The organism is Flaviflagellibacter deserti (assembly GCF_042652085.1).
Lineage (GTDB): Bacteria > Pseudomonadota > Alphaproteobacteria > Rhizobiales > Methylopilaceae > Flaviflagellibacter > Flaviflagellibacter deserti.
The window spans coordinates 413,382-440,031 of the sequence record NZ_JBHSJF010000006.1 but is presented as its reverse complement, the minus strand read 5'-3'; the positions used below and the strand labels follow the sequence as shown (position 1 = coordinate 440,031).

The window sequence follows — 26,650 nt, the reverse complement described above, 5'->3', positions numbered from 1 at the left end:
CAGGGCCGCACGTTCGCCGCGCGGCCCGAACCGTTTTCAAAGAGTGCGATGACCAGTCCGCTTTTTCATCTCTCCGGCGTGCGCTTCTCGGTGCCCGGCCGCGTCATTCTCGAGCCGCTCGATCTCGGTCTGGCGCCCGGCCGCATCTATGGGCTGATCGGGCCGAACGGTTCGGGCAAGAGCACGCTCGTGAAGATGCTGGCGCGGCAGCTGCAGCCGAGCGGTGGCTCGATCTCGTTCGACGGCAAGCCGCTGGCCGACTGGAGCGACAAGAGTTTCGCCCGCCGCGTCGCCTACATGCCGCAATTCACGCCTGCCGCCGACGGCATGAACGTCCGCGAGCTCGTCTCGCTCGGCCGTTTTCCCTGGCACGGCACGCTCGGGCGCTTCACCGCGCAGGACGGCGAGAAGGTCGAGGCGGCGATCGAGCGAACCGGGCTCGGGCCGTTCGCCGACAGGCTCGTGGACACGCTCTCCGGCGGCGAGCGCCAGCGCGTCTGGCTTGCCCTGATGCTGGCGCAGGATACGAGCTGCATCCTGCTCGACGAGCCGACCTCGGCGCTCGACATCGCACATGAGAGCGAGGTGCTATCGCTCGTCCGCGAGGTCAGCCGCGAGCGCGGCGTCACCGTCGTCGTGGTCCTACACGACATCAATCTCGCCGCCCGCACCTGCGACGACATCATTGCGCTGCGTGCCGGCAAGCTCGTCGCCCACGGCCCTGCCTCGGAGATCATGGCCCCCGAGATTTTGGGCGGGATCTATGGCTTGCCGATGGGCGTGCTGTCCCATCCGACGCGCGGCGAGCCGATCGCCTACGTTCTCTGATGCGCCATCCCTCGATCACGCGACGCGGATTCGTGGCTGGCGGAGCGGCTCTCCTCGCCGGCGGGCCAGCTTTTGCGGCCGTGTCGAAGCGGGTGGCGACGGTCGACTGGTCCGTGCTCGAAACCATGCTCGCGCTCGGCGCGCCTCCGGTCGCGGCGACCGAGCTGCGGCAGTTTCGGGAGGTCTCGGTGGAGCCGGAGGTGCCGTCCTCCGTCGTCGATCTTGGCCTGCGCGGCACGGTGAACTTCGAGCTTCTGCGCCTGACCGAGCCGGATCTGATCTTCAGCTCCAGCTTCTACGCCACGTCGGAGGATCGCTTCAGGCGCATCGCGCCGGTCGAGAGCTTCTCGATCTATGTCGCGGGCCAAAAGCCGTTCGAGCCTTGCGTCGCGATGACGAAAACAATCGGCGAGCGTCTTCAGGTATCGGATAAAGCCGAGGCGCTAATCGGCTCCACCAACGACAAGTTCGCTCGACTGCGCGAACGCCTCAAGAGCGGCGACGGACGGCCGGTGATGCCGATCAATCTCGGCGATCCGCGCCATTTCCGCGTCTTCGGCGAAGACAGCATGTTCGGCGAGGTGCTGACCCGGCTCGGCCTCCGCAACGCTTGGACCGACAAGACCAGCTATTCGGCCTGGGCGCCGGTCGGGCTGGAAGCGCTCGCCACCGTGCCCGACGCCTGGATCGTGCTCATCCCGCCGATCCCCGCCGATGCGAAGAGCGTGCTGCCGCGCAGCGTGTTCTGGAATTCGTTGCCGAGCGTAAGGGAGGGCCGCGTGCTGACGCTCGGCTCGATCAACCCGTTCGGCGCCCTGCCCGCCGCCTCCCGCTTCGCGCGTCTTCTGGTCGACGCCCTGCCCTTCGCGGAGAAGGCGAATGGTTAGCTGGCTGCCACTGTCGGCCCGGTCGAGCGCGGCATGGGCGGGGCTGGCCGCGTTCGCCGCGGCACTGTTCGTGGCGCTGCTGCAGACGCGGGGGCCGCTGACGGGCCCGGGCCACATCGCGGACGAACTCGACCGCGTCCTGCTCTGGTACAGCGAGATGCCGCGCGCGGTGACGGCGCTCCTCTGCGGCGCGGCGCTCGGGCTCTCCGGCGCGCTTCTCCAGCGCGTGCTTCGCAATCCGATCGCCGACCCCTCGACCATCGGCATCGCCTCCGGAGCACAGCTCGCGCTGACGCTCGCGACAGCCTTCGTACCCGCATTGATCGAGTTCTCGCGAGAAGCCGTGGCCTTCGGGGGCGGCGTGATCGCGGTCGCCATCATCCTCGGCCTGAGCTGGCGGCGCGGGCTCGATCCCGTCACCGTCGTGATCTCCGGCATGGTGATCTCGATGGTCGCCGCGGCGCTCGGGGCGACGATCATCCTCGCCAAGGGCGAGTATGTGATGTCGCTCTATATCTGGGGCGCCGGCTCGATGAACCAGCAGAGCTGGGACGCGGCTCTCGCCATCGCCCCGCGCTTCGCCATCGGCTGCGTCGCGGCAGTCCTGCTGCTCCGCCCTCTCGCCGTGCTCGGCCTCGACGATGCGGGCGCGAAGAGCCTCGGCGTCGCGCTTCACACCTCCCGCTTCCTCATCCTCGGCGTCGCGATCTGGCTGGCGGCGAACGTCGTCGCGGAAGTCGGCATCATCGGCTTCGTCGGCCTCGCCGCGCCAGCCCTGGCGCATGCCGGCGGCGCCCGGACCCCACGCCAGATCCTGATCGCCTCTCCCATCATCGGCGCGATCCTGCTGTCCTTGACCGACACCTCGGTGCAAATCCTCGGCTCGGGCACCGCCGATATCGCGCCGACCGGGGCCGCCACCGCGCTGTTCGGCGGGCCGATCCTGCTCTGGCTCCTGCCGCGCGTGCGCAGCGCCGACGGCCGCCTCGCGGGCATGCCGCAGGTCACGCTCTCGCGCGTCGCGCGGCCGTGGCTCGCTCTTGGCCTGCTGGCTTCGGCGACGATCGTGATCGCCGTCGTCGCCCTCGTCTTCGGCCAGGGGCCTGACGGCTGGACACTCGCGACGGGCACGCTCTTCACCGACCTCCTGCCCTTCCGTGGACCCCGCCTCGTCGCGGCCGGCGCTGCGGGCGCGATGCTCGGCGCGGCGGGAACCCTGATGCAGCGGCTGACCGCCAATCCCATCGCCGGACCGGAAATCCTCGGCGTCAGCGCTGGCGGAGGCGTCGGTCTCGCGGTCGTCCTCTATCTGCTGCCGGTGCTCAATCCCGCTTATCTGGTGTTGGGCATCGCCGGCGGGTCGCTCGTGACATTGCTGATCGTGCTGGCCGTCGCGTCGCGTTCCGGCTTCGGCGCGGAGCGGTTGCTGCTCGCCGGTGTCGCCATCGGCTCGCTGTGCATGGCGGTGATCTCGACCGTGCTCGCCCAGGGCGACATGCGCTCCCACGTGCTGCTCGTCTGGATGTCGGGCTCCACCAACCGCATCGGCGAGATCGAGGCCTGGGCCGGCTTTCTCGCGGCCGTCGTCCTCATCTCGCCGCTCCTGTTTTTCTGGCGCTGGCTCGACATCCTGCCGCTCGGCGAAAGCACGTCGCGCAGCCTCGGCCTGCCGCTCACCGCGAGCCGCCTGACCCTTTCGATGTTCGCGGCCGTCCTGACCGCGTTCGCCTCCTTCCTCATCGGCCCGCTCAGCCTGATCGGCCTGATCGCGCCCCATCTCGCGCGTCTGCTCGGCTTCGTGCGCAGCCAGCAATTGCTGGCCTCGGTACTGACCGGCTGCGCCGCGATGGTGCTGGCCGACTGGCTCTCGCGGGTGCTGACCTTCCCCTATCAGGTGCCGGTCGGCCTGTTCGCCGCGCTGATCGGCGGTCCGTATCTCATCTGGCTCCTGCGCCGTGGAGACACCCATCATGGCTGAGACCGAAACGCTCGTCGCGGCGACGCGGGTCACGCTTCCCGATCCGAAAGCCGTGCTCGACAAACTCTGCGGGCACTTCGTCGAGCACGGCACGGTGACCCGCACCGCCGATGGCGGCCGGATCGACAGCCCGCTCGGCACGGCCATTCTGGACGTCGTGGGCGACGACCTGCGGGTGACGGCGGAGTGCCCCAACGAGGGCGCGCTCTTCATCGTCAAATCCTCGATTGCCGAGCACATCTTCATGTTCGCCGACGACGAGGCGATCGACCTGTTCTGGACGGGAGACCGTTCGGACGCGCGCGACATCCCGTATTTCCGCGAAGTCGTGGTTCGCGGCGCCTGCAACGTCACGCCGAGGATGCGGCGGATCACCCTCGCCTGCGCGGATACCCGCCATTACGAGACTGGCGGCATGCATGTCGGCGTCCTGATCCCGCCCAGGGATCGTGACCCGGTCTGGCCCTGGCTCGGAGCCGATGGCCGCGCGGTCTGGCCGAAGGACGAGGATGAGATCACCCGCCGCGTCTACACGATCCGGCGGATCGACCATGAGCGCGGCGAACTCGACATCGACGTCGTCCTGCATGGCGATACGCCCGGTTCAGTCTGGGCGATGGGAGCGAAAGCCGGCGACCGCGTCGGGCTGATGGGTCCGGGCGGCGGGAACATCCCGGCGGTCGAGTCCTATCTGCTCGTCGGCTGCGAAACCGCTTTGCCCGTCATCGCCCGCATCGCGGCGGAACTTCCGAAGCACGCCCGCACGACGATCATCCTGGAAGTCGCGGACGCGAGCGAGGAGCAGGTGATTTCCTCGGCCGCCACGATCGATCTGCGCTGGCTGCACCGCAACGGTGCCGAGGCCGGAAGCACTGATGCCCTGTTCGCGGCAGTCCGCGATTTCGACTGGGCCGGGAACGCTCCGGACTTCGTGCTCGTCGGCTGCGAGCAGAGCGCCGCCCGCGCGATCCGCAAATATCTCCGCAAGGAGCGCGGGCTGGGCAAGGACCAGCACCTCGCCGCCGCCTATTGGCGACGCGGCCATGCCGGCACTCCCGAGGATCGCGACTAGGCCGCCATCCCGGCCAGCGTCTGCGGGAGGATGTAGGGCATGCCGGTCGGCAGGTGACCGACCCGGAGCGGGATGCCGAACACGTCCGAGATGAGGGTGTCGGTCATGACCTCGCGCGGATGCCCGTCGGCATAGAGCTGCCCGGCACGCATGACCAGAAGCCGGTCGGCGAATGCCGCCGCCAGATTGAGATCGTGCAGGATCGCAAGAACGCCCGCCCCCGCCCGCGCCAGGCCCCTGGCGATCTCGAGCGTCGAGATCTGGTGGCGGATGTCGAGGCTCGACGTCGGCTCGTCGAGGAAGATGAATTGCGGACGGCCGTCGACCACCGGCTCGCCGAGCTGGCAGAGCACGCGGGCGAGATGGACGCGCTGCTGCTCGCCGCCCGACAGCTGCTGGTAATGCCGCCCGCCGAAGCCGGACAGATCCACCCGTTCGAGCGATTTCAGCGCGATCTGGTTTCGCGCGTCGGATGTGAGATCGTGGCGCGTCTCGAGGCCGAGCCGCACCACTTCGAGTACCGTGAACGGAAAACTGAGCTGCGCGCTCTGAGGCAGCACCGCCCGTCGCGCGGCCATCGCGGCGGGCGTCATTTTCGTGAGGCTCCGCCCCTCGAAGAATGCCTCGCCGGAATCCGGCGCGAGTTCTCCGGTGAGCACCTTCAGCACCGTCGATTTGCCGGCGCCGTTCGGGCCGGCGACGACGGTCAGCACGCCCGGCTCGATGCGCGTCGACAGGCCATGCAGGATGGGGCGGGAGCCGAAGCTCACCGAGACGTCACGAAGCTCGAACATGGCCTACAGGTCGATCAGATTACGCTGCTTGAGCAGCATCCAGAGGAAGAATGGCGCGCCGAGCAGAGCGGTGATGATGCCGATCGGCAATTCCGCCGGGGAGACGATCGTCCGCGCCGCCATATCGGCCAGCAGCAGCAGGATCGCACCGAGCAGCGCGCAGGCAGGCAGCAGCGGACGATGATCTGCTCCCATTCCAAGCCGAAGCAGATGCGGCACGACGATGCCGACAAAGCCGATGACGCCGCTTGTCGCGACGGCGGCGCCCGTGGCCAGCGCGACCAGGAAGATCGCCAGCCGTTTCATCCGCTGGACGGAGACACCGAGATGGAAGGCCTCCGCCTCCCCCAGCACGATCGCGTTGAGACCACGGCCGAGAACCGGGACGGCGATGATCACAAGCATCATGATCGGCCCGCTGACCGCGAGCTTCGCCCATGACGAACCGCTGAGGCCGCCGAGCGTCCAGAAGGTGATGTCGCGAAGCTGCTGTTCGCTGCTGATGTAGATCAGCACGCCGGTGCCAGCGGCGGCGAACGCTCCGAGCGCGATGCCCGCGAGCAGCATGGTCGCGACCGACGTCCGTCCCTGCCGGGTGGCGATCAGATAGAGGACGATCGTCGAGGCAAGACCGCCGAGGAACGCCATCAACGGCAGCCCATAGGCTCCGAAGATCGCGAGCATCGGCGCGAGAATCGTATTGCCGAGAACGATGGTCGACACCGCGCCGAGCGCCGCGCCCGACGAGACGCCGACCAGGCCGGGATCGGCCAGCGGGTTCCGGAACAGCCCCTGCAGGACAGCGCCCGCGACCGCCAGCGATGCGCCGACGAGCGCCGCCATCAGGATGCGCGGCATGCGCACCTGCCAGACGATCAGCACCTCGCCGATCGGCTGATCCGTCGAATGCGGACCGGCCATCAGGATACTCAGAACCCGGCCGACCGAAAGGCCGGCCGGGCCGACGCCGAGCGAAATCACCGCAACGGCTGCGAGGGCCATCGACAGCCACAGTAATCCCGCGGCGGCCGTCCGTGAGCGGTCGCCCTCGACGGCAAGATCCATTGTCGTCACGCTCATCGATTACTTCGCCGCGGCCAGATTCAGATCGGGATAGAGCTTGCTTGCGAGTTCGCGCGCCGCCTGTCCGGTGCGGGGGCCGAACCCGAGGAGATAAAGCGCGTCCATCTTGAACAGCGAGCCCGTGGCGGCAGCCGGCGTCGCGGCGAAGGCCGGCACCGACAGCAGGCCCTCGCCTTCGTGCGGCGCGCTGCTCCGGTCGATCATCAGGATCGCGTCGGGCTTCATCGCGGCGGCCGCCTCCGGAGACAGGGTCTTGTAGCCCTTCACGTCGGCGAAGACGTTCTCGGCGCCGGCGAGTTCGATGATGCCGTTCGCGGCGGTGTGGGTTCCGGCCGCCATCGGACGGCCGTCGACCAGCGACAGGATGAACAGCACCCGCTTTTTGGTCTTCACGCCCGCGAGGCGGTTCTTGAGATCAACGAGTTCCGCATCGACTTCGGCGGCGAGCTTGTTGCCGTCCTCGGACTTGCCTACGGCCGCGGCGATGTCGCGGATCTTCTGGGGAACGCCGCCGAGGTCGTAGCCGGACGGCACATGCGCCACCTTCAGGCCGGCCTTGTCGATGATCGCGACCGTCTCAGGCGGACCGGAAGCCTCTTCCAGGATAATCAGGTCAGGCGAGAGCGAGAGAATGCCCTCGGCCGAGAGCGAGCGGATGTAGCCCACGTCCGGCTTGTCCCGCGCCTCGGCCGGATAAAGGCTGGTCGAGTCGACGCCGACCACGCGGTCCTGCACGCCCAGGCGATAGAGCACCTCCGTCGCCGCGCCCCCCACGGACACGATCCGCTGCGCATCCGCGGCCACGGCCGGCGCGGAAAGCGAAAGAGCGATCGCACCCAGCATCGCCAAGTGGCTGAGCGGGCGCAGGAAAGTAAGTTCTCGAATTGTCATGTTTGCCTCGGACACCGCAGCGCCCCTTCTGAGATCGGTCACTTATTGAGAATCAGCTTACCGGCGCGAGTAACGCGAAGCCTATACAACGCACCTTCATGCATAATTCCGATTTCATTTGCTCCATTGAACAAGTCACGACTCTCTATCACGCGATCCAACACATCCTGCAATGCATTCATAGCGTCTAGTTTTGAATTGTTCGACACAGTAGCTGTGTCTTCACTATCGTCGATCATGTTCTTTAGAATTAGAATACTTTTTATTTTGCAGACCACCCGCAAAACCATTTGACACGTCTTCTCAGTTTTCTATAGGAGCGTCAACTGAAGAAGGGGAGCGACGGTGAAGACGCCGCGCTCCAGCACGGCGAAGCAAGCCAGGCTCCGGAACGCTCCGAACCCAGCCAGCACAGCCTGTTTCCTTCAATGGAACAGGGGTGGGGGTTGAGTATGAAGAACCCGGTTTTCGCCGGCGCTGCGGCGTCGGCCTTGTTGATCTCGATCAGCGCAGGCGCGGCACTCGCGCAGCAGTCTCCGCAACGCGATGCGGACGGCAACATCGTGCTTGAGCCGATCGTGGTTCAGGGCACGGGGACAGCGAACGGTTCGGGGGGCGGCGAAGGCGGCGAGCAGAAGCCGGCTCTTGCGACCGAGCAGGAGACGGTGCTTACGACGCGCGTCACTAAGGAAGAGATGGAACAGCGGCAGGTCACCGACATCCGGGACATCGACCGACTGGCTCCGGGTGTTTCGTACAATGAGGCTTCACGCAGCTTCAATGTTCGCGGCCTTGATCGGACGCGCGTACTCACGACGATCGATGGAATCCGCGTTCCGTGGTTCGAGGACGGAGCGCGTGGCGTCCAGGGCGGCGTGAACACCTTCGAGTTCGACTCCCTCTCCGCCGTCGATATCATCAAGGGATCTGACTCGAGCATTTTCGGCTCCGGCGGCATCGGCGGCGTCGTCGCGTTCCGAACCCTCGATCCGGAGGATCTGATCAAGGATGGCCGGAACTGGGGCTCGATCACCCGGAGCGGCTTCGACAGCAAGGACGACAGCTGGCGAGTGGACGAAGCCGCGGCGGCGCGCGTCGACAACACCTTTGTGCTTGTTCAGGGCGGCTATCGAAACGGACACGAGCTCGAAAACAAGGGCGACATCGATGCCTACGGAACGAGCCGCACGGAAAAAAATCCGTCCGATTACGATCAGGAAAACCTGCTCGTGAAACTTCACCAGTACGTCGACGGCGGTCATCGTTTCGGATTTACGGGCGAGCTCTTCAACCGCGACGAAGACATCGACGATCGGCTAGCAACAACGCCGTTAACCTATGCACTCGGCTCGGTCACCACGAATGACGTGACGAAGCGTCAGCGTGTGTCAGCGGACTACCGTTACGATGGCGGCGGCGCGATCGATCAGGCAGAGGCCGTGATCTACTGGCAGCGGCAGCAGCTCGAAAGCGACTTTCGATCAATTCGTATCACTCCCGGACCGCCTAACGGGCCCTATCGCCGCGATAACACTCGCGAACAGGAAATCTTCGGCATTAATGGCAGCGCGCTGAAGATTTTCGATCTGGCGACAACGGAGCACCGCGTCAGCTTCGGTGGGGAGCTCTACGGCAGCAAGGCATCGTCCTACTCTGCGGGCGTGGACAATTGTCCGCCCCCTCCGTATCCGCCCTTCGCAACGTGCTCATTCCTTCACACCAACCAAGCCGACATGCCCAATGTCGACGGCACGACGTTCGGCGCGTTCGTTCAGGACGAGATTGTGCTGGCTGGCGGAGCCATCCGGGTCACGCCGGGGCTCCGTTACGACTGGTATCAGGAAAAGCCCCAAGAGACCGCCGGGCTCGAAAGCAATCCGAACTACGATGGGACTCTGCCCCCGGATTCCAGCGATTCAAACCTGGCCGGCAAGCTGCGTGTCGAATACGACATCGACCCCGAGATCACGCTTTACGCTCAGTGGGCGCAAGGCTTCCGTGCCCCCACCGCAAACGAACTCTATCTCGACTACGGCGGCCCAGGCACCTACCTGCGCCTTGGCAACGAAAACCTGAAGCCTGAAACCAGCAACGGGTTCGAGATCGGGGCCAAGGCCGGAGATCAGGATTTCGGTGGTGCGGTCTCAGCCTTCTATAACCGCTACAAGAACTTCATCGATCAAAGCGATCCGGTAGCCACTCCAACCTATCCACTAGGCGTCACCGACACCATCAATCGCGACAATGTCGAGATCTACGGCGCGGAAATCGAAGGCCATTACCGCCATGTGTCCGGTTGGCATACTTGGGGTAATTTGGGTGCCTACGTCGGTCGAGACATCGACGATGATGAGCACCTGAACACTATCCCGACGGCCAGGCTGATGACCGCCGTGGGTTATGAGACCGACCGGTGGGGTAGCGATGTCATCCTGACGATCGGGGCAGGTCGAGGCGTCGACAAGGTGGAAACTGTCACGTCGACCACGCCATCATATCAGCTCGTCGACTTTACGGTCTGGTGGAAGCCTCAGGTGTTTGACGGCCTGACACTGAGAGCAGGCGTCTTCAACATCTTCGACGAGACGTACTTCAAGACGCTGGACCTGGCTGCGACGACCCGGAACAAGGACTACTATTCGGAACCGGGCCGCAATTTCAAAGTCAGCGCCACGTACCAGTTCTAACACCAGCCAGGAAATTCGCCCGGCGGTGTCGAGCCGCCGGGCTACCCAGCTAACCAGAGGAAATCCCAATGTTCATCGCCATGAACCGCTTCAAGGTCGCCAAGGAGTCCACCAAGGACTTCGAGGACATCTGGCTGTCGCGCCAGAGCAACCTGCATGAGCTCGACGGCTTCGTCGAATTCCACATGCTGCGCGGCCCGGAGCACGAGGATCATGTGCTCTATGCCTCGCACACGGTCTGGCGCTCCAAGGCCGAATTCGAGGCCTGGACGAAGTCCGACCAGTTCCGCGCCTCGCATGCCCGCGCCAACACCAGCGAGCGCAAGCCGACCTATCTCGGCCATCCGAATTTCGAGGGTTTCGAGGTGTTCCAGCACATCACGGCGGAACACGCCGTAGCGGCGGAGTAAAAGGTGACCATCGCTGTTAGCCCCGACCAGGAGCGCATCCGCACCGCGCTTGCCGAGAAGCCGAACGGCATTCTCGAATTCATCGCCCGCGACCAGAACGTGCCGCTTCGCGCCGTCCTGGCGGAGTTGCCGCAGGGTGAAGCCACGATCATTCCCGGTGAGCGCTTCGACGACATCTGGTCGGAGATGACGAGCTGGGGCGACGTGCTCTTCCTCGTCCACACCAAGGATGTCGTCGCCGAGATCACCGGCAGCCTGCCCGCGGGCACCCATGGCCACGGCTATTTCAACATCCATGGCGACAGTCCGATCGGCGGTCACATCAAGGCGGAGAATTGCGCCGAGATCGTCCTCCTCGACCGCGCGCCCGGCGGCCGCCGCTCCTGCTCTGTGCAGTTCATGAACAAGAGCGGCGACGCGATGTTCAAGGTGTTCGTGCGGCGCGACGAGGAGAAGAACCTCCTCGCCGATCAGGTCGCCCAGTTCGAGGCCCTGAAGACCTGGGCGTGATTGTCCAGGACTGAGGAGTCGAAGGCGGCGCCGACGGGCGCCGCCTTTTTTCATGTCAGGCAGCGTTGATGCGTTCGACGATCGCCCGGGTCATGTCCGCGGTGCCGCCCGAGCCATTGATGTCGGACGTCCTGCTTTTCGGATCGGCCAAGGCCGCCTCAATGCCGATCGACATCAGCTTCGATGCGCGCACGGCGCTGTCGATGCCGTGCTTGCGGCCGAGCCAGTCGACCAGCATGCGGCTCGATTCGATCATCGCATAGGGATTGGCGATCCCCCTGCCCGCGATGTCGGGCGCGGAGCCATGCGTCGCCTGCGCCATCGCGATATTGCCGCGGCCGATGCAGAGACCCGGCGCCATGCCGAGGCCACCGACGAGGCCCGCCGCCTCGTCCGTCAGGATGTCGCCGAACATGTTGGTCGTGACGACGGTGTCGAAGCGGTGCGGGTCGCGGACCAGCATCATCGCGAACGTGTCGACGATGACCTCGTCGACCTCGACGTCGGGATAGTCCTTCGCCGCCTTGTGGCATTCCTCGACGAACATGCCGCAGCCGAGTTTGAAGACCGTATTCTTATGAACCACGGTCAGCTTCTTCCGGCGGTTCTGCGCGAGTTGTAAAGCGGCGTGGGCGACCTTTGAACTGCCTGCGCGGGTGATGACGCGAACAGAGATCGTCACGTCCTCGGTCGGACGGAATTCGCCGGAGCCGGCGACGACATTACGGTCCGGCTGGAAGCCTTCGTTGTTCTCGCGGACGATGACGAGATCGACATTGTCATAGAGGCAATCGATGCCCGGATAGGACCGCGTCGGCCGGACATTGGCGAACAGGTCGAAGTGCTTGCGCAGGATCGGGTGCGGATTGATCGCGTTCGCATGCTTCGGATAGGCGCGATGACCGATTGGCCCGAGGATGAAGCCGTCGAGTTCGCCCAGCCGCTCCAGCATACCCGGCGGCATCGTATGGCCGAGATCGTCGAAGGCTTTCCTGCCGATCGGCATCGGCACCCAGTCTATCTCCAGACCGGTCTTTGCCGCTGCCGCCTTCACGACCTCGACGGATGCGGGGACGATCTCGTGGCCGATATCGTCGCCGTTCAGAATTCCAAGGCTGAGATCCGCCATGTCGCTCACGCCGTCGCAAGCTGAACGGGAGTTGGCACGCTGGCGGCCGTGACTTCGGAGGCCTTGCCGAGGCTCGGCAGTTTCCAGGCCGTTGCGAGCAGCTTGTCGCAAAGCTCGGCGCCGATGACCGGAGCTGCCTGACCGCGGAATTTCGCCTCGATCTGCGCGTTCGACAGCGGCTTCTCGTGACTGCCGATGGCACGTTCGATCTTCTTCTCGATCGTCCGGCCGTCCTTGAGCTTGAGCACGATATCGACCGAGGCCTCGTGGACGTTCGGATCGGTCGTGACATGGACCTTGCGGCGGAGGGCTATGAGCGTCGGGTCGTTGACCGCCTCGTCGGTGAATGCCGTCGGCGAGCCGTCGCCGCGAACGAGCGCGCAGGCGGCGGAATGGAAAACGCTGAACTTGGATTCGAGGCCGGTCTTCGGCTCGCGCTTGCCGGTCAGTTCGAGCACCAGCGGATGGGCTCTTAGCTCGATCGCCTCGACCTCGTTGGCACCAACGCCGGTCTCGTTGCGGAGCTGGATGCAGCCGTCGATCGTCGGATGAATGACGATGCCGCAGGCAAACGGCTTGTAGCTGTTGAGCGCCGCTTCCCACGTCTCGCCGAGGCCACCGAGGATCTCGTTGTAGTCCTGTTTCGTCGACAGGACATTGGCGAAGCCGCGTGGCGCCTCGATGCCCTGATTGGACGAGTCGTAGCCGGCTGCCGCGAGATAGGCTGATGCAGCGCCATTCTGTGCCGCGCGTCCCGGATGGAAGCTCTTCGTCATCGTGCCGAACATCTCGCGCAGGTTCGACGACTGCGTCGCGGCGAGACCGAGCGCCCAGACCATCTTCTGGACGTCGAGCTTCAGAAGCCGGCCGACGGCCGCCGCCGCGCCGAACACGCCCGCAGTGCCGGTGATATGCCAGCCGCGATCGTAATGATCAGGATAAACGGAATTACCAATCCGACACTCGACCTCGACGCCCACGATCATGGCGTTGAGGAGTTCACGGCCGGAGATGCCATGGCGTTCCGCGACCGCAAGCGCAGCGGAAGCGACCGGGCCAGCCGGGTGGATGATCGTCTTCAGATGCGTGTCGTCGTAATCGAGGACGTGCGAGCTGATGCCATTGATAAGCGCCGTGTGGAGCGCGTCGAGCCGCTCGCCTCGGCCGATGACCGTCGAAGTCGGCGCGCCGGAGAATTGGGTCAGCGCATCGAGTGCGCGATCGACCGTCTCATGACGAGCGCCGCCGACGGCGCAACCGAGCCAGTTGACGAAGGTGCGGACGCCCTCCTGCTGCACCGCCTCCGGGATTTTCGCGATGTCGCAGTCAACGATCCATTCGGCAAGCGCTCGCGTCACGTCGGTTCGCTGGGCCATCGTCTTTCCTCCCGGTCTTCTGTTTGTCGACAGTTCGCATGCGGCTTTCGAACGAGCCGCCAGCTCTCCTGATTGGCCTGCATTCAATCCCTATGCCCGGCCATTTTGTCAATCGTTGACAATTTTTGACGGAGGGCTACGCTGCCGGGCATGTTGTCAGACGCATCAGACGGTATCGGAATGTCCGCGCAGCCCCTCGGCGTGCGCTCCCTGCCAATGGCGCTCCGCGCGGAAATCGAGCGGATCATCCTGCAGGGCGACCTTCCGATGGGAGAGCGCCTGAACGAGAACTATTTCGCCGAGAAATTCCAGGTCAGCCGTGGTCCCGTGCGCGAGGCCTTCCGCGCCCTCGTCGAGGCCGGCCTGCTGGAATTCATCCCGAACCGTGGCGTCTTCATCCGGCCGATCAGCCTCGCAGAGGCGATGGCGGCGTATGAGGTCCGCGCCGGACTGTTCGCCCTCGCCGGCCGGCTTGCCGCGACGCGCATCCGCAAGGAAGAGGTCATCCGCCTGCGCGGGCTCGTCCACGAGATGGACGAATGCATCAAGCGCGGCGGCGACGGGAAGGCCTATTACCAGGCGAACATCGCGCTAGACGCAGCGATCCTTGCGGCCGCCCGCAACGACCGGCTGGCCCAGACCTATCAAGGTCTGGTCAAGGAGCTTCACCTGTTCCGGATGAAGAATCTCGGCCGCGCCGACCATATGGGCGAGTCGAACCGCGAGCATGCCGAAATGGTCGATGCGCTCGCCGCCGGCGATGAGCAGCGCGCCCAGGACGCGCATTTCAATCATGTCATGAATGCCCGCGAGCGGGTGCTGGAGGCATACGCCGCGAAGACTGACTGACCACGACAAAAACAAAACCGACCACAAGAACAAGAGGCCGAATAGGCCCGATAAAAACGACAAACGGGAGGAAAAAATGTTGGTCAAACACACGAACGCGCTCGCGCGCTCGCTTTTCGCCGCGACTTTGGGACTGGCCTGTGCGGCCGCCCTGCCGGCTCTCGCCCAGGACAAGATCGCCTATCCGCACAAGGTCGTGACGCTCGTCACCCATTCGAGCCCGGGCGGCGGCAGCGACGTCTTCCTGCGTGACATGACGAAGTATCTGAAGCAGGTGATCGATGCCGACTTCGTCGTCGAGAACGTCTCGGGCGGCTCGGGTGCCAAGGCCATGGCGCATATGGCCAAGCAGAAGCCCGACGGCAGCGTCTTCTACGCGACGACTCCGACCTACATCTACACCTCGCACATGGCCGAGCTCAGCGCGAACTACACCGCGCTCGAACCACTCGCGAACTTCTTCTATGACCCGGAAGTCATCTACACGCGCGCCGACGCTCCCTTCAAAACGCTGAAGGACGTGCTCGACAAGGCGAAGGCCGGCCGCAGCGCCTGGGGCGCCGCGAACCCGGGCTCGCTCGAGCGCATCACGCTCGAACAGATGAAGAAGATCACCGGCGTCAATGCCGCGGTCGTCACCAGCGAAGGCGGTGGCGAGACGATGATCAACGTGCTGAACGGCACGCTCGATATCGCCATCGGCGAAGTCCAGGAACTGCGCTCGCAACTCGAGGGCAAGCAGGTCCGCGTGCTGGCGGTTCTGTCCGAGGCTCCTCTCGCCCTTCTGCCGGGCGTGCCGACCGCCAAGGATTCGGGCATCGATCTGGCGGTCCGTAAGTTCCGCGGCCTCGCCGGTCCGAAAGGCCTGCCGCCGGAGATCACCAAAGCCTGGGACCAGGCGATCCCGAAGCTGCTCGCCGATCCAAAGTACAAGGCTGACTACGAAGCGGCGAACCTCGTCCCGGCATTCATCGCGCACGACGACTACGTAAAGTTCGTCGATCACTTCGCGATGGAGCAGAAGACGCTCCTGACCGAAGTCGGCGTCGTCAAGAAAAAGTAACGCAAACAGGACGAGCGCAATGGACAGGGACATTCTCTGCGGCGTGATCGCGTTTGCCATCGCGCTCGCCTACCTCACGGCGGCGGCCACCATTCCGGAAACCGCCATTGGCGATACGGTTGGCGCCGCCGGCGTACCCCACCTGCTGGGCTACGGCCTCGCAATCATGTCGGCTCTGTATGTCGGCCAGCGGCTTCTTGTGCTGCGGGCCGGCATCGGCCCCACGGCCGATGAAGAGGGCGATTCTCGCGGCGTGTTCGATCACCCCCTCGCAGCCTTCGCATGGGCGGCCGGGGCGGTCGCGATCTGCGCCGTGTTCATCTTCTTCTTCGAAACCACCGGATACTTCCTGTCAGTCGCCCTGCTGATCTTCGCGATGTGCGTCTACCAGGGCGTCAAACCCGACATCCGCCTCGCCGCAATCTCGATCGGCGGCGCGGTCGTGTTCTGGCTCATCTTCGTCATGCTTCTCGACGTCCACATGCCACTCGGCATCTGGGCGGACCTGATCTGAAGGCCGTCATGGACGCGATCATCACAAGCTTCGAACTGCTTGGCACGACGCTCATCATACCGATGGCCGTCATCGGCATGACCTGGGGCATTTTCGGCGGCGCCACGCCCGGCCTGTCGCCGTCGATCACCATGGCTCTGCTTCTGCCATTCACCTACACGATGGACCCGATCCCGGCACTGGTCCTTCTGACTTCGACCTATGTTGGCGCTGAATATGGCGGGTCGATTCCGGCCATCCTCATTCGGACTCCGGGAACGAGCGCATCCGCCGCGACAATGATCGACGGCTACGAGATGCGGAAACAGGGCAGAGCGGGTGAGGCGCTCGGCATCTCGCTGCAGGCTAGTTCTATCGGTAATTTCGTCGGCATCCTCTGCGTCATCCTCCTGACCGCACCGCTGTCGCAACTGGCCCTTGCCTTCAAGCCCAGCTCCTATTTCGCGCTCGGCATCCTCGGCCTCAGCGTCATCGTCTCAGTGTCCGAAGGCATGCTGTTCAAGGGCATAATCGGCGCGCTGATCGGCCTGATGATCGCGACTATCGGCACCGACCCGGTCACCGGCGTCGGCCGCTTCACCTACGGCAACGCCGACCTTCTGACCGGCGTGCCTATCATCCTCGTCATGGTCGGTCTGTTCGCCGTCGGCGAAGTGCTCGAACAGGTCGCCAATCGTCAGCCGACGGCGCATATCAGCGGCGGCGCGACGAAGTTGAAATGGCCGAGCTGGGCCGTACAACTGAAGACTGCAAAGGCGAATCTGATCGGGTCCGTCATTGGCATCTTCTCCGGCATCATGCCGGGCGCCGGAGGAACCGTCGCGTCCTTCATGGCCTATACGGAAGCCCGCCGCTTCTCGAAAACTCCGGAAGAATTCGGCAAGGGCTCCGAGGAAGGCGTTGCCGCTCCCGAATGCGCCAACAATGCCGATGCGGGCGTCGGCCTGATCCCGCTGCTGAGCTTCGGCATCCCCGCGTCGAATTCGACGGCCGTGCTTCTCGGCGGCTTCCTGATCCACGGCCTGATCCCCGGCCCGGTGCTGTTCAATCGCGACCCGACCATCCTCTACGGCATGTTCTCTGGCCTCCTGGTCGCCTCGCTCGCGCTGATCCCGATCGCCTATATGACCCTGTCGGCGTCGATCTGGCTGGTGAACAGGCCTAAGCCTTATCTCTTCGCCTTCATAGCGGCGCTCGTCTTCTCCGGCGCTTATTCGATCAACAACAGTCCATTCGATCTCGGCCTCGTCCTCGCCTCGGGCATCCTCGGATACGGGATGCGCTATTTCGGCATGCCGATGCTGCCGACAATTCTCGGCCTCGTGCTCGGCTACATGATCGAGTCGAACTACCGCCGCTCGCTCGTGATCTCCGGTGGCGACTATCACATCTTCATCGAAGATCCGGTTTCCGTGATCTTCCTCTCGCTGGCGGTTTTGTTCCTTGCCGGCTCCCTCATCCGTGAATTCAGGAATCGCAGGCTGCGCCCGCAGGACAAGGAAGTTTCGGCATGAACGACATGAGCAGCCACGCGCAAATGAGCATCGCCTCTCAGATTGCGGACTGGATCGTCCGCACGGCGGAGAAGCCGCTTCCGGCAGACGTCGTCAATATGTGCGAGCGCCTTCTGCTCGACGTCAGCGGCCTCTGCCTTGCGGCGCGGAATACGGACTATGTGCAGGCGACGTTGACCGCCGCCGAGCCCGGCTCATGCACCGCGCTCGGCCATGCCCAGCGATACGACATGTACAGCGCCGCTCTGATCAACGGCACGGCGGCGCATGGCGAGGACTTCGACGACACGTTCGAGGGCGGTCCGGTTCACTCAAGCGCGGTCGTGATGCCGGCCGTGCTCGCCGCCTGCGAGCGCTTCGGCCGCTCGGGCCAGGACGCACTGCTCGGCTGCGCAGTCGGCATCGAGCTTCTCTGCCGCCTCAGCCTGGTGGCACCTCGCGCGATCCACAAAGCTGGTTTCCATCCGACCGCGGTCATCGGCACTCTGGCGGCGGCAGCCGGCGTCGGCGCGGCGCTCGGGCTCAACCGCGAACAGCTGACCTCAACGCTCGGCATCGCCGGTTCGATGTCGTCGGGCATCATCGAATACCTGAAGGACGGCAGTTGGACGAAGCGCATGCATGCCGGCTGGGCGGCACAGTCGGGTATCCGCGCGGCGCTGCTCGGAAAGGGCGGCTTCATGGGCCCTGTCTTCGTGCTGGAAGGCGAGCATGGCTTCTTCCACGGCTTCGCGCCGAGCAAGACGCCGGACTTCAGCAAGCTGCTCGACGGCCTCGGCGATCAATGGCTGCTGACGACGATCGCCTTCAAGCAATATGCCTGCGGAACCATGACCCAGCCCTATGTCGACTGCGCCATCGAGTTGTCGCGGCGCGGCGTCAAGGCCGACGACGTCGTGTCGATGGTCTGCGAGGTCGGCGAAGGCACGGTGCATCGTCTATGGGAGAAGCTGGAGGACAAGCGCAATCCGCCGACCTCTTACGCGGCCAAGTTCAGCTCGCCCTATTGCGTCTCGGTTGGCTTCTTGAAGAACGCCGCCGGCCTGGCCGAATTCAGCGAGGAGATGGTGCGCGATCCGGAAATCCTCGCGCTGGCACAGAAGGTCTCCTACGTCGTCGATCCCGACAATCCCTACCCGACCCGCTACACCGGCCACATCCGTGCGACATTGAAGGACGGCACAGTCCATGAGGTCCGCCGTGAGAACATGCGCGGTGGCGCCCACGATCCGCTTCCGCCAGAGGAGTTCGAGGCGAAGTTCGTCGGCAACGTCCTTTACGGCGGCTTCGACAAGAGCGTCGCGGGCCGCCTGAAGACGGCAAGCACCGAACTGTTCAAACAGCCGGATCTGTCCAGCTACACCGGCCTCCGGACGGCGTGATGGGAACTCTGCAAGGCAAGGTCGCGCTGGTCACCGGCTCGGCGCGCAATATCGGCCGCGCGATCGCTTTGGGGCTTGCGGCCCAGGGCGCCCATATCGTCGTCAATGCACGGAGATCGCGCGAAGACGTCGAGGCGGTCGCGGCCGACATCAGGTCCGCCGGCGGCAGCGCCGACGTGATCATGGCCGATCTCGGCGAGGCATCACAAGTGAAGGGCCTGTTCGCCGAGATCAAGGACAAGCACGGCAAGCTCGACATCCTCGTCAACAACGCTGCGGTGCGCCGCGAGACGCCGCTCGCCAACATCTCGGCCGCCGAATGGCGGATCGTGATGTCGAGCATCCTCGATGCCTCATTCTTCTGCTCGCAGGCGGCAGCGTCGATGATGCCTGACGGGGGACGCATCATCAGCATGGGCGGACTGAGCGCGCATACAGGCGCATCCAACCGCGCCCATGTCGTCGCGGCAAAGGCCGGCCTTGTCGGCCTGACCAAGGCACTGGCGATGGAGCTCGCGCCACGGCACATCACGGTGAACCTCGTCGCGCCCGGCCGCATCGACACCAACCGTGAGAAGACCGGCGCGCCGAACCCGACCCATCATTCCGGCCACAACTCCCCGCTCGGCATGCAAGGCTCGCCGGAGGATGTGACGGCGATGGTCGTGCATCTCGCCGGCCCGGGCGGACAATACATCACCGGCCAGACGATCCACGTGAACGGCGGAATCTACCTTCCGTGATAATCCTCGCCCGGACGGGACGGAGGATCGGGTGAACGAAGACCTGTTGCACGAGGTGCAGAACGGCATCGCCGTCGTGACCTTCAACCGGCCGGAGAGCCGGAACGCGATGACGTTCGAAATGTACGATCGTCTCGCCGAGATCTGCGACGCAGCGGCCAGCGACCCGAATTTGCGCCTCGTCGTGCTGACGGGCGCGGGCCGCAAGGCATTCGCGTCCGGGACCGACATCGCGCAGTTCCGCAATGTCACGACCGCGGAAGACGCGCTTGCCTATGAGGCGCGGATCGGCCGCGTGCTGACGGCAATCGAGAATTGTCCGGTGCCGACGATCGCGCTCATTCCCGGCTCATGCACAGGCGGCGGCGCGGGCATCGCCGCGTGCTGCGATTTGAGGATCGCGGCCAGCGACCTGAAGTTCGGCATGCCGATCGCGCGTACGCTTGGCAACACTCTCTCACTGCAGAATTACGCTCGCTTCGCAGCCCTGTTGGGTCCAGCCAAGCTGAAGGATCTGATCTTCACAGCGCGCCTCATGGGCGCCGAGGAAGCCAAGGCGATCGGCCTCGTGATTGAGGTCACCGAGCCCGATCAACTCTTGCAGCGGGGAATGGAAATCGCCCGCCAGGTGGCTGCGCACGCGCCGCTCACGCTGCGAGCCGCCAAGAAAGCACTGGGCGCCATTGGTCCGGACATCTCCTCGGCCCTCGCAGTGGAGATCAATCTGATGTGCTATCTCAGCGAGGATTTTCGTGAAGGCGTGGAAGCCTTTCTGGCGAAACGCCCCCCTCGCTGGACTGGCCGGTAACGCATCGCTCCGTCGCAGTCGCGCGCGCACTGCAACCCTCCCATACGTCTCGCCTCCTACCTGTCAACAATAGGCAAAGGTAAGAAGCGCTGACCTTAAGGAGGATCAGATGTCGAACGCTGCAGTGATGACCGCCCGTGTGACCAATGGCGGTTCGTTCGATTTCCTCGGTGCCATCGCGAGCTTCTTTGAATCGTTCGGCGCCGCTATTCGTGTATCCAATGCGCTAAGTGCTCATCGTCGTCCGGAAGCGGAAGACCTGAAGGTTCTCGGCATCGACGAGAACGCTTTCGACGCGGTCCGCTGACCTAACGTTCAGGGCTTTTGAAAAAGGGACGTGCCACGGCGCGTCCCTTTTCGTTTGTTCACTCGGCTGCGGTCGCCATGCTTTCGAGGCTGGCGAGCACCGCGTCAGTTACCTGACGGGTGCCGGCATTGCCGCCGAGATCCGGCGGCAGGACATTGCCGCGCGCCGTCACTTCCTCGATCGCCCGCATCAGCCGGTCCCCCGCGTCCTTCTGGCCGAGATGCTCGAGCATCATCGCAGCAGTCCAGAACGCGCCGATCGGGTTTGCGATTCCCTTCCCGGTGATGTCGAAGGCCGAGCCGTGGATCGGCTCGAACATGGACGGGCCGGCACGGCTTGGATCGAGATTGGCCGTCGCACCGATACCCAAGCTGCCAGCGACCGCCGATGCGAGATCGGACAGGACGTCGGCGTGCAGGTTGCTCGCCAGCACCGTGTCGATCGTACCGGGCTTCAGCACCATGCGCGTCGTCATCGCGTCGACGAGCATCCAGTCGATATCGAGGTCCGGATAGTCCTTGATCACTCCGCGGCAGACCTCGTCCCAGAACACCATTCCGTGCCGCTGGGCATTCGACTTGGTGACGATCGTCAGCTTCTTGCGCGGGCGCGAACGGGCGAGATCACAGGCGAAGCGGCAGATCCGCTCGATGCCGGTGCGGGTGAAGATCGAGACGTCGAGACCGACCTCGATCGGCAGGCCCCTGTGGGCGCGGCCACCGGCGCCGGCATATTCGCCTTCCGAATTCTCGCGGACGATGACCCAGTCGACATCCTTGGCGAGGTCGGCGCGCAGGGGGCTCTTCAGGCCCGGCAGGAGCCGCGTCGGACGGACATTGGCGTATTGGTCAATGCCCTGGCAGATCGCGAGGCGAAGGCCCCAGAGCGTTATTGCATCAGGGATTTTCGGGTCACCCACCGCGCCGAAATAGATAGCATCGAAGCCCCGAACTTGATCGACGCCGTCAGCCGGCATCATCACCCCGTGCTTACGGTAGTAGTCCGAGCCCCAGTCGAAATGGGTGAATTCGAAGCGGAAACCACCGTCCGCGCGGGCGATGGTTTCGAGCACCTCGCAGCCCGGATTGATGACCTCGGTTCCGATGCCGTCAGCCGGAATGACCGCGATCTTGTAAGTCTTCATGACCTCCCCTTCCTTTTTCTTCTTCAGATGGCCCCGCCGCGCCAGGTGTGGATGCGTGTGAAGATCGCGAACACGATGAGAATCGTGGCCTCGATCAAAGCGATGCGCATGACGTGGAAGGCAGTGACGATTTCGGCGTCGAGATGCATGGCCTGGGCGGTCAGCACCATTTCGGTCACGGCGGCCGGAGCGATCGAGAGGAAGCTCGTTCCGTAGGGCAGTCCGGTGCCCCAGGAGAGCAGCATCGCGCCCAAGGCGGTAGCGACGATCATGTAGAAAGTGATCACCAAAGCTGCCGCGACGACGCGGGGCAGTTTCAGGATCAGGTCCCGTTCGAATCTGACACCTAAGGAAACGCCGATAACGAGCTGGCAGATCAGCATCAACGGGCGCGGAATGCCGACCAGCAGAAGGTCGGTTCCGGCTAAAATCCCACCCAGAACGCAGCCGCCGATCAGCCATGGGTTCGGAAAGTGTGTCAGGTTGAGGATGCGCGCCGCGATATAGGCGAGACCGATCGCGATCAGGATCGAGAGCACGTCCTCGCGCATGTGAACATGGTTGTGAACAGATGTGCCCTGTTCGCCGAATGCGAACAGCAAAAGGGGTACCGAGAGAACCACCATCGAGACGCGGATGGCGTGGACGACCGACACCGCGTTCGGATCGCCGCCGCGCTGAACAGCGATCGTCGCCATGTCGGCCATGCCGGCGGCGGCGGTGGAGAAGAACGCCGTCTTCGGATCGAGCCGACCGATCGGCATGATCAGGAAGGCGCCGACGGTCGTGACGATCATGACGAACATGGTCGTCAGCGCCATGGCCGGCAGCAGGGTTGCGGTCGCGGCGAGGACCGGCGCGGTGAAGCGCAGGCCAATGGCGAGGCCGACGATCGACTGCGCGACTTCGCGGCCGTGCGGGACGCTCTTGAGCGGGAGACCGCTCAGAGACGCGGCGGCGCAGAACAGGAACGGCCCCAGCATCCACGCCAGCGGCATATGGATCGAACTGGCGGCGAACGCGCCGATCAGGCCAATGACGAGGGTGAGGACGAGGCGCGCCAGCCAGCGCGCCCCGATCCAGCTCATCAGCTTGGCTGCCTTGTGTTTGAGCGAGGCCACAGCGACCTCGTCCTCAGGCGCCTTTTGCGAGGGCTCCCATGAGGCGGTCAATGTTCGGAAGCTCCTCAAGATCACGGACCATTGCCACGACGTCTTCGGCCTTGGCCGACGGCCAGCGGGCGAACTCCGCGCATTCACGGAATTTGTCGGCCACTTCCTCGTAGGTCATCGGATCGGCCGGGCTGCCCTTGCCGAAATCGGCGCGGCCGGAGATGCGGCGGCCATCGGTCAGGTCGATGTCGATGATCGTCGTCATCTTGTGGTAGCCGGCCGCCTCCGCCTCGTCGTCGACGACGAAATCGACCTTCTCGATCATCGCTTTCACATCGGGGCGAAGAACCACTTCGTCGGTGAATTCGTTCAGACCCGCTCGGCCCTCCAGGAGGAGGATCGCCATGCAGAACTCCATCGAGAACTTGGCCTGGAGCTCGTTGGTCGGCCTGTGATGGATGAGCGCGTTCGGCATGTTGTGATTGGTGCCGACGCGGACACGCTTCACCTGGTCCGCGGTGATCTTGTTGACACGGATCAGCTTCAGCATCTCGGTCATGCCGGGGTGAGTCAGCGAGCCCGACGGATGCGGCTTGATGGAGACGCCCGGCGAGGCGAAGGTCCACGGCGCGCCAAGACGACCGTGAATCGCGCCGCGATCATAGCCACCACCGGCGGCGCTGAAGAAGCCGCGCGGTGCTTCCAGAATGGTCGGCGCGGCGGTCCAGCCGATATCGGCGAACTGCGCGGCGGCGACGCCGCTCTCCGACGAACGGCCGGCGTGGAACGGTTTCGTCATCGTCCCGAAGTTCTCACGCAGACCCGCCGACTGGCTGCCGGCGATCGACAGTGCGCGGAGGGTGGTCTCGACATCGAGACCCATCAGTTTCGAAGCGGCCGATGCCGAGGCGAAGGTTCCGCAAGTCGCGGTCGCGTGGAAGCCGGTCTGGTAGTGGCGCGGATTGATCGCCTCGGCGATCTTGCACTCCACTTCGACGCCGATGTGATAGGCGAGCATCACGTCGCGACCGGAAGCGCCTCGCGCCTCACCGACCGCCAATGCGGACGGAAGGGCCGGCGCTGTGGGGTGAGTCAGCAGGCCGTAGACGCGATCCGGCGCGACGGCGAGCTGCGTATCGTCGTAATCGTCAGCGTGGATGCCGACACCATTGGCGAAGGCGGCGAAGCGGCTGGCGACCTTGCGGTCCGAACCGATGACGGTCGACTTGCCTGGGGCAAGGCCGATCTCGTCGAGATGCTTGCGGACAAGTTCGCCGCTCTTCGCGACCGAGCCTGAGAGCGCGAGGCCGAGGCCGTCGAGGATCGACTTCTTCCCGAGATCCGCGACGTCCTTCGGCACGTCGCGGGTCGAGACGACGAAGTCGGCGACGTAGCGGGTCAGATCCTCGCTGACGGCGTTGGTATGGGCGTTCATCGCGTCTCCTTCCTGTCTGTTGTTTTGGTTGGCCGGCGCTATTGGCCGGCGCCCGCCCGCGTCCATCAGGACACGGCGGCGAATTTGTCGGCCTTGAAGTGGGCCGGCAGAGCGGCCGTGATGGCGTCGGCGAGCTCGCGGGTGTTCGCCTTTCCGCCGAGATCGGGCGTCAATGCCTCGCCGCGTGCGAGAACATCGGCGATCGCATCCTCGACCGCGCGGGCGGCGGCCTCCTCGCCGAGATGGCGAAGCATCATCGCGCCGGACCAGATCTGGCCGATCGGATCGGCCAGGCCCTTGCCGGCGATGTCGGGCGCCGAGCCGTGGACCGGCTCGAACATCGACGGGTAGTCCTTTTCCGGATTGATGTTGGCGCCAGCCGCGATACCGATCGAACCAACAACGGCAGGACCGAGGTCGGACAGAATGTCGCCGAATAGATTCGAGGCGACGACGACGTCGAACCAGTCCGGATTGCGCACGAAATGCGCGGTCAAGATATCGATGTGGAACTGGTCGGTCTTGAAGCCCGGATATTCCGTCGAGATCGCGGCGAAGCGCTCGTCCCAGTACGGCATCGTGTGGCTGATGCCGTTCGACTTGGTGGCTGAGGTGACGTGCTTCTTGCGGGTTTTGGCCAGCTCGAAGGCATAGCGCATGACCCGGTCGCAGCCGCGCCGTGTGAAGATCGACTGCTGCATGACGAGTTCGTCCGGGCTGCCATCATAGAGCCGGCCACCGATCGACGAATACTCGCCCTCATTGTTTTCGCGGACGACGTAGAAATCGATCGATCCGGCTTCACGACCTTTCAGAGGGCTCTCGATGCCCTTGAGCAGCTTCACCGGCCGCAGGTTCACATACTGATGGAAGCCGCGGCGGATCGGGATCAGGAGCCCCCAGAGCGAGACGTGATCCGGAACGCCGGGAAAGCCGACGGCGCCGAGATAGATCGCGTCCTTGTTGCGGATCTGGTCGAGGCCGTCTTCCGGCATCATCGCGCCGGTCTTGGCGAAGCGCTCGCAGCTCCAGTCGTAATGGGTCCAGTCGAATGAGAAGCCCCCGAGACGCGCCGCGGCTTCCATCACCTTCTGCCCTTCCGGCACCACCTCATTGCCGATGCCGTCGCCCGGAATAGCCGCGACCGAATACTTTTTCATGCTGTCCTCCCAGGCGTACTCCGGCGCTCTGACAGGCGCCTTTCGACCGACGGAACTTGTCGCGCCGGGCAGATGCAGATTGGTCCGCGAGCACACAAACTGTCAACACTATAAATCGCCATGCCGTCATTATTCCGATATCCTTCTGGACCTCCTATTAGAGCGTTCTCCCTGTGCGAGCGAGCGTGCTATAGGGCCTGATCTGAGATGGCCGGTCATCAATGAGCGACTTATATGTGTTGACAGTGTGAAGCGCTGTGTCAGATTGAAAGGACGTCGGAGCCCTTGAATGACCGCCAACCGCAATCCCCGCACCGCGAGCTTCGTGCCGGTCGTCCAGCGCGAGATCGAGCGGATGATCGGCTCCGGAGAGCTGACCGGCGGAACGCGCATCAATGAAAGCACGCTGGCGCTGAAGCTCGGGGTCAGCCGCGGCCCGATCCGTGAGGCATGCCGGACGCTCGAGCAACTCGGCCTGCTTCGGAGTGAACTGAATCGCGGCTTCTTCGTCCGAGAGATTTCGACCAAGCAGGCGCTCGACATCTACGACACGCGCGCCGGCCTGTTCGGCCTCGCTGGCCGTCTGGCCGCGAGCATCATCACCACGCATCAGTTGAACGGACTCGATGCGCTGATCGCCGAGATGGACAAGGCGATCACGGCCTCCGACATCGCGGCATTCTATCCGCTGAACAACGAATTCCACCTTTTGCTCGTCGAGGCGTCCGATAACGCCAAGCTGATCGAGCTCTATCCGACGCTCGAAGCCGAACTGCACCTCTTCCGCCGCCGCGGCCTCATCCTGCCAGGCTCGATGCGTGTCTCGAACGACGAGCATCGCGCGATCGTGGATGCTCTTCGCACCGCCGATACGACGGTCGCCGGGCGGCTGATGGAACGACATATCCTGGCGGGCAAAGCCCGCTTCATCCGGACGCTCGATCAAACGAGCGCGTAAACAACAAAGACAGGTG

26 protein-coding genes are annotated in these 26,650 nt (G+C 64.4%); 16 read left to right on the top strand and 10 right to left on the bottom strand.

Annotated features, from left to right (window positions below; translation table 11 throughout):
* Window positions 1-48: 48 nt before the first annotated feature.
* The 4 genes from ACFPFW_RS09020 to ACFPFW_RS09005 are packed head-to-tail and all read left to right on the top strand — an operon-like array spanning window position 49 to window position 4,765.
* Window positions 49-828: an ATP-binding cassette domain-containing protein gene (locus tag ACFPFW_RS09020; RefSeq protein WP_114957641.1), complete on the top strand. Its 780-nt coding sequence runs from the start codon at window positions 49-51 to the stop codon at window positions 826-828.
* Complete coding sequence (locus tag ACFPFW_RS09015; RefSeq protein ID WP_114957640.1) at window positions 828-1,715, top strand: iron-siderophore ABC transporter substrate-binding protein; 888 nt, start codon at window positions 828-830, stop codon at window positions 1,713-1,715. Before ACFPFW_RS09020 ends, ACFPFW_RS09015 begins: the two co-directional genes overlap by 1 nt.
* Window positions 1,708-3,693, top strand: coding sequence for a Fe(3+)-hydroxamate ABC transporter permease FhuB (gene fhuB / locus ACFPFW_RS09010; protein WP_114957639.1), 1,986 nt, complete (start codon window positions 1,708-1,710; stop codon window positions 3,691-3,693). Before ACFPFW_RS09015 ends, fhuB begins: the two co-directional genes overlap by 8 nt.
* Window positions 3,686-4,765, top strand: a complete 1,080-nt coding sequence (locus ACFPFW_RS09005) for a DUF2218 domain-containing protein (RefSeq protein WP_114957638.1) — start codon at window positions 3,686-3,688, stop codon at window positions 4,763-4,765. The genes fhuB and ACFPFW_RS09005 overlap by 8 nt, the downstream gene beginning before the upstream one ends.
* Here the strand turns inward: ACFPFW_RS09005 and ACFPFW_RS09000 are convergent.
* Genes ACFPFW_RS09000 through hemP form a run of 4 tightly spaced genes read right to left on the bottom strand, consistent with a single transcriptional unit; the run spans window position 4,762 to window position 7,772 of the window.
* On the bottom strand, window positions 4,762-5,559 hold the full coding sequence (locus tag ACFPFW_RS09000; RefSeq protein WP_114957637.1) for a heme ABC transporter ATP-binding protein: 798 nt from the start codon (window positions 5,557-5,559) through the stop codon (window positions 4,762-4,764). The two genes, ACFPFW_RS09005 and ACFPFW_RS09000, sit on opposite strands and share 4 nt — an antisense overlap.
* A 3-nt stretch (window positions 5,560-5,562) precedes the next feature.
* Complete coding sequence (locus tag ACFPFW_RS08995) at window positions 5,563-6,639, bottom strand: FecCD family ABC transporter permease (protein ID WP_114957636.1); 1,077 nt, start codon at window positions 6,637-6,639, stop codon at window positions 5,563-5,565.
* 3 nt (window positions 6,640-6,642) lie between these two features.
* The gene (locus tag ACFPFW_RS08990; RefSeq protein WP_114957635.1) at window positions 6,643-7,533 is read right to left on the bottom strand and encodes a heme/hemin ABC transporter substrate-binding protein; all 891 of its coding nucleotides are present in this window, start codon (window positions 7,531-7,533) and stop codon (window positions 6,643-6,645) included.
* A gap of 38 nt (window positions 7,534-7,571) precedes the next feature.
* Window positions 7,572-7,772 carry a hemin uptake protein HemP gene (gene hemP, locus ACFPFW_RS08985; RefSeq protein ID WP_114957661.1) on the bottom strand — a complete coding sequence of 67 codons (201 nt, stop codon included), beginning with the start codon at window positions 7,770-7,772 and terminating at the stop codon, window positions 7,572-7,574.
* A gap of 213 nt (window positions 7,773-7,985) precedes the next feature.
* Here hemP and ACFPFW_RS08980 point away from each other — a divergent pair, with 213 nt between their 5' ends.
* The 3 genes from ACFPFW_RS08980 to hutX all read left to right on the top strand — a co-directional run bounded on the left by ACFPFW_RS08980 (window position 7,986) and on the right by hutX (window position 11,140).
* Window positions 7,986-10,220: a TonB-dependent hemoglobin/transferrin/lactoferrin family receptor gene (locus ACFPFW_RS08980; protein WP_162799728.1), complete on the top strand. Its 2,235-nt coding sequence runs from the start codon at window positions 7,986-7,988 to the stop codon at window positions 10,218-10,220.
* A 68-nt stretch (window positions 10,221-10,288) separates the two neighbouring features.
* Window positions 10,289-10,630 (top strand): antibiotic biosynthesis monooxygenase family protein, encoded by a 342-nt coding sequence (locus tag ACFPFW_RS08975; protein ID WP_114957633.1) that lies wholly within the window; start codon window positions 10,289-10,291, stop codon window positions 10,628-10,630.
* 3 nt (window positions 10,631-10,633) lie between these two features.
* Complete coding sequence (gene hutX / locus ACFPFW_RS08970; RefSeq protein ID WP_114957632.1) at window positions 10,634-11,140, top strand: heme utilization cystosolic carrier protein HutX; 507 nt, start codon at window positions 10,634-10,636, stop codon at window positions 11,138-11,140.
* A gap of 55 nt (window positions 11,141-11,195) precedes the next feature.
* Here hutX and ACFPFW_RS08965 read toward each other — a convergent pair whose 3' ends face one another.
* Window positions 11,196-12,269: an isocitrate/isopropylmalate dehydrogenase family protein gene (locus tag ACFPFW_RS08965; protein ID WP_379770355.1), complete on the bottom strand. Its 1,074-nt coding sequence runs from the start codon at window positions 12,267-12,269 to the stop codon at window positions 11,196-11,198.
* Between the two features lie 5 nt (window positions 12,270-12,274).
* Window positions 12,275-13,645, bottom strand: a complete 1,371-nt coding sequence (locus ACFPFW_RS08960) for an MmgE/PrpD family protein (protein WP_114957630.1) — start codon at window positions 13,643-13,645, stop codon at window positions 12,275-12,277.
* A 180-nt stretch (window positions 13,646-13,825) separates the two neighbouring features.
* Between ACFPFW_RS08960 and ACFPFW_RS08955 the strand changes: the two genes are divergently transcribed.
* From ACFPFW_RS08955 to ACFPFW_RS08920, 8 genes are all read left to right on the top strand, one after another.
* The gene (locus ACFPFW_RS08955) at window positions 13,826-14,494 is read left to right on the top strand and encodes an FCD domain-containing protein (RefSeq protein WP_114957660.1); all 669 of its coding nucleotides are present in this window, start codon (window positions 13,826-13,828) and stop codon (window positions 14,492-14,494) included.
* 76 nt (window positions 14,495-14,570) lie between these two features.
* Entirely contained in the window at window positions 14,571-15,557 is a 987-nt protein-coding gene (locus ACFPFW_RS08950) for a tripartite tricarboxylate transporter substrate binding protein (RefSeq protein WP_114957629.1), read from the top strand.
* A 19-nt stretch (window positions 15,558-15,576) separates the two neighbouring features.
* On the top strand, window positions 15,577-16,071 hold the full coding sequence (locus ACFPFW_RS08945) for a tripartite tricarboxylate transporter TctB family protein (RefSeq protein ID WP_114957628.1): 495 nt from the start codon (window positions 15,577-15,579) through the stop codon (window positions 16,069-16,071).
* Between the two features lie 8 nt (window positions 16,072-16,079).
* Entirely contained in the window at window positions 16,080-17,585 is a 1,506-nt protein-coding gene (locus ACFPFW_RS08940; RefSeq protein ID WP_114957627.1) for a tripartite tricarboxylate transporter permease, read from the top strand.
* The gene (locus ACFPFW_RS08935; protein WP_114957626.1) at window positions 17,582-18,967 is read left to right on the top strand and encodes an MmgE/PrpD family protein; all 1,386 of its coding nucleotides are present in this window, start codon (window positions 17,582-17,584) and stop codon (window positions 18,965-18,967) included. The genes ACFPFW_RS08940 and ACFPFW_RS08935 overlap by 4 nt, the downstream gene beginning before the upstream one ends.
* On the top strand, window positions 18,967-19,710 hold the full coding sequence (locus ACFPFW_RS08930; protein ID WP_114957625.1) for an SDR family NAD(P)-dependent oxidoreductase: 744 nt from the start codon (window positions 18,967-18,969) through the stop codon (window positions 19,708-19,710). Before ACFPFW_RS08935 ends, ACFPFW_RS08930 begins: the two co-directional genes overlap by 1 nt.
* A gap of 31 nt (window positions 19,711-19,741) precedes the next feature.
* Window positions 19,742-20,518, top strand: a complete 777-nt coding sequence (locus tag ACFPFW_RS08925) for an enoyl-CoA hydratase/isomerase family protein (protein WP_114957624.1) — start codon at window positions 19,742-19,744, stop codon at window positions 20,516-20,518.
* 109 nt (window positions 20,519-20,627) lie between these two features.
* The gene (locus ACFPFW_RS08920; protein WP_114957623.1) at window positions 20,628-20,825 is read left to right on the top strand and encodes a hypothetical protein; all 198 of its coding nucleotides are present in this window, start codon (window positions 20,628-20,630) and stop codon (window positions 20,823-20,825) included.
* A gap of 58 nt (window positions 20,826-20,883) precedes the next feature.
* Here ACFPFW_RS08920 and ACFPFW_RS08915 read toward each other — a convergent pair whose 3' ends face one another.
* The 4 genes from ACFPFW_RS08915 to ACFPFW_RS08900 form a co-directional block, all read right to left on the bottom strand.
* On the bottom strand, window positions 20,884-21,969 hold the full coding sequence (locus ACFPFW_RS08915) for a tartrate dehydrogenase (protein ID WP_114957622.1): 1,086 nt from the start codon (window positions 21,967-21,969) through the stop codon (window positions 20,884-20,886).
* A 23-nt stretch (window positions 21,970-21,992) separates the two neighbouring features.
* Entirely contained in the window at window positions 21,993-23,090 is a 1,098-nt protein-coding gene (locus ACFPFW_RS08910) for an AbrB family transcriptional regulator (protein WP_379770346.1), read from the bottom strand.
* Window positions 23,091-23,103: 13 nt separating this feature from the next.
* Complete coding sequence (locus ACFPFW_RS08905; protein ID WP_114957621.1) at window positions 23,104-24,516, bottom strand: MmgE/PrpD family protein; 1,413 nt, start codon at window positions 24,514-24,516, stop codon at window positions 23,104-23,106.
* A 65-nt stretch (window positions 24,517-24,581) separates the two neighbouring features.
* The gene (locus tag ACFPFW_RS08900) at window positions 24,582-25,676 is read right to left on the bottom strand and encodes a tartrate dehydrogenase (RefSeq protein WP_114957620.1); all 1,095 of its coding nucleotides are present in this window, start codon (window positions 25,674-25,676) and stop codon (window positions 24,582-24,584) included.
* Window positions 25,677-25,965: 289 nt separating this feature from the next.
* Between ACFPFW_RS08900 and ACFPFW_RS08895 the strand changes: the two genes are divergently transcribed.
* Window positions 25,966-26,634, top strand: coding sequence for an FCD domain-containing protein (locus tag ACFPFW_RS08895; protein ID WP_114957619.1), 669 nt, complete (start codon window positions 25,966-25,968; stop codon window positions 26,632-26,634).
* Window positions 26,635-26,650 lie beyond the last annotated feature (16 nt).